The sequence below is a fragment of the Cellulomonas sp. EB106-03-03-XG116 genome (assembly GCF_058792015.1).
This window is the reverse complement of record NZ_JBYTEP010000078.1, coordinates 1-2,553: the sequence shown is the minus strand read 5'-3', so window position 1 is coordinate 2,553 and position 2,553 is coordinate 1. Positions and strand designations below refer to the sequence as shown.

The window sequence follows — 2,553 nt, the reverse complement described above, 5'->3', positions numbered from 1 at the left end:
TGGGAGATGGGGAGAAGAGCCAGGCCCGCGCCCGCGTCGTGCGCGACGGTCCGTCGGCCGCCCAGGCCGACGACGACGCGCCCGGCCCCGGTGTCGAGCGCGGCCGCGAGCAGCGTGCCCAGCCCCGCCGAGGTCGTCGCCCCCGGCGGGACCGCCCCCGGGTCGCCGGCGCCGAGCGCCAGCGCCCCGTCGACGTACGCGGTCCGCCCGCCGCCCGGCTCCGCCACGACGAGCACCGCGCCCGGCACGACCGCGCCGTGGGCGTCCGTCGTCGTGACCGGCAGCAGCTCGCCGCCGCGCGCCGCGCGGACCGCGTCGACCAGCCCCGCGCCGCCGTCGGACAGCGGCAGCGGGACCAGGGTGTCGCCGGGCGCGGCCTCGAGCCAGCCGGCGGTCAGCGCGGCCACGGCCTCGTCCGCGGTGAGCACCGGCCAGGGGTCGGCGCCCGCCGCGACGGACGGGCCGGCGACCCCGCGCACCGCGGACGCGGCGGGCCCGGGGCCGTCGCCCGGGCGCGCGTCGAACCGGCCGGGGGCGACGAGCACGTGCACGGCGCGATCCTCGCACGCCGGCGCGGTCCCCCACCCGCCCCGGTCCTGGTCAGCGCCCCGGACCGCTGTGGGATGATGCCGCGCGTGACTCTCCTCGCCCCCGGGACCACGTTCGCCGAGCCCGCGTCCTCCGCGCTGCTGCTGCTCGGCCAGGGCCGCGACCTCGCGTCGGAGCGCGGCGTCGAGTGCGTCGGCGGCCTGCCCGCCGCCTCGGACCCCGACCTGGTGGAACGCGCCCGCACCGCGCGGGCCGCGCTCGGCGACCGGGCGTTCGTGCTCGGCCACCACTACCAGCGCGACGAGGTCATCGACTTCGCCGACGTCACCGGCGACTCCTTCAAGCTCGCCCGCGAGGCCGCCGCCCGGCCCGAGGCCGAGTTCATCCTGTTCTGCGGCGTGCACTTCATGGCGGAGTCCGCCGACATCCTCACCTCCGACGCCCAGCAGGTCGTGCTGCCCGACATGGCGGCTGGCTGCTCGATGGCCGACATGGCCGCGATCGACCAGGTCGAGGACGCCTGGGACGTGCTGGTCGAGGCCGGCGTCGCCGGGGACACCGTCCCCGTGACCTACATGAACTCGACGGCTGCCATCAAGGCGTTCACCGGCCGGCACGGCGGCACCGTCTGCACGTCGTCGAACGCGCACGTCGCGCTGCGCTGGGCCTTCGACCAGGTCGGCGGCGTCGACGGCACCGGCAAGGTGCTGTTCATGCCGGACCAGCACCTGGGCCGGAACACCGCGGTGCTGGAGCTCGGCATCCCGCTGGAGGCGTGCGTCGTGTTCGACCCGCGCAAGCCGAACGGCGGCCTCACCGTCCAGCAGCTGCGGGACGCGCGGATGATCCTGTGGCGCGGGCACTGCTCGGTGCACGGCCGGTTCAGCGCGCAGAACGTCGTCGACGTCCGCGCCGCGGTCCCCGACGTCACCGTGCTGGTGCACCCCGAGTGCAAGCACGAGGTCGTCACGGGCGCCGACATGGTCGGGTCGACGGAGTACATCATCAAGGCGCTCGACGCGGCCCCCGCGGGGTCGGCCTGGGCGATCGGCACCGAGCTCAACCTGGTCCGCCGGCTCGCGCAGGCGCACCCGGACAAGCAGATCTCGTACCTCGACTCCACGGTCTGCTTCTGCTCGACCATGAACCGCATCGACCTCCCCCACCTGGTGTGGGCGATGGAGTCGCTGGTCGCCGGCCGCGTGCCGAACCGCATCGTCGTGGACGCGGACGACGCGCACTGGGCGCGGGTCGCGCTCGACCAGATGCTGGCGCTGCCCGGGTACTGACACGCTGGGGCGGTACGCCACCGCCGTCGGGAGGGGACGCTCGTGAGCACCGGGAACCCGTTGCGGATCGGCATCGTCGTGTTCGACGACGCCGAGGAGCTGGACGTGGTCGGGCCGTTCGACGTCCTGACCGCGTGGGCGGCGCACTCCGCGCTGCGGCCCGAGGTCGTGACGTTCTCGGCCGACGGCTCGGGCGTGCGGTGCGCCAAGGGGCTGCGGCTGGTGCCCGACGCCGCGCGCGAGGACGTCGGCCCGCTGCACGTGCTGGTGCACCCCGGCGGCCGCGGCACCCGCGCCCTGGCCCGGGACCACGACCACCTCGCGTGGGTGCGGGACCTGCGCCGGGAGACCGCGCTGATGACGTCCGTGTGCACCGGCGCGCTGGTCTACGCGGCGGCCGGCCTGCTGGCAGGCCGGCCGGCGACCACCCACTGGGCCGCGCTCGACGAGCTGGTGGAGCTGGACCCGAGCGTGCTGGTCGACACCGAGGCGCGGTTCGTGGACGACGGCGACGTCGTGACGAGCGCCGGCGTGTCGGCCGGGATCGACATGGCGCTGCACCTGGTGGCCCGGCTGGAGTCGCCGGAGGCGGCGCGCGCGGTGCGCCGGGGCATCCAGTACGACCCGGCCCCGCCGGTCTGAGACCCGGCTCGCCGGCTGGAGACGAGTGGAGGGGGGGGGGGGGGGGGGAAGAGAGGGAGCAGAGGAGGGGGAG

At 76.2% G+C, this 2,553-nt stretch carries 3 protein-coding genes; 2 read left to right on the top strand and 1 reads right to left on the bottom strand.

What is annotated here, in order from left to right:
* A partial coding sequence (locus AC3WUG_RS18295; protein ID WP_492328970.1) for a glycerate kinase occupies positions 1 to 551 on the bottom strand: 551 nt, incomplete at its 3' end.
* A 75-nt stretch (positions 552 to 626) separates the two neighbouring features.
* Here AC3WUG_RS18295 and nadA point away from each other — a divergent pair.
* Both nadA and AC3WUG_RS18285 read left to right on the top strand, forming a co-directional pair.
* The gene (gene nadA, locus AC3WUG_RS18290) at positions 627 to 1,838 is read left to right on the top strand and encodes a quinolinate synthase NadA (protein ID WP_492328969.1); all 1,212 of its coding nucleotides are present in this window, start codon (positions 627 to 629) and stop codon (positions 1,836 to 1,838) included.
* A gap of 42 nt (positions 1,839 to 1,880) precedes the next feature.
* Entirely contained in the window at positions 1,881 to 2,480 is a 600-nt protein-coding gene (locus AC3WUG_RS18285) for a DJ-1/PfpI family protein (RefSeq protein ID WP_492328968.1), read from the top strand.
* The last annotated feature ends 73 nt before the right edge of the window (positions 2,481 to 2,553 follow it).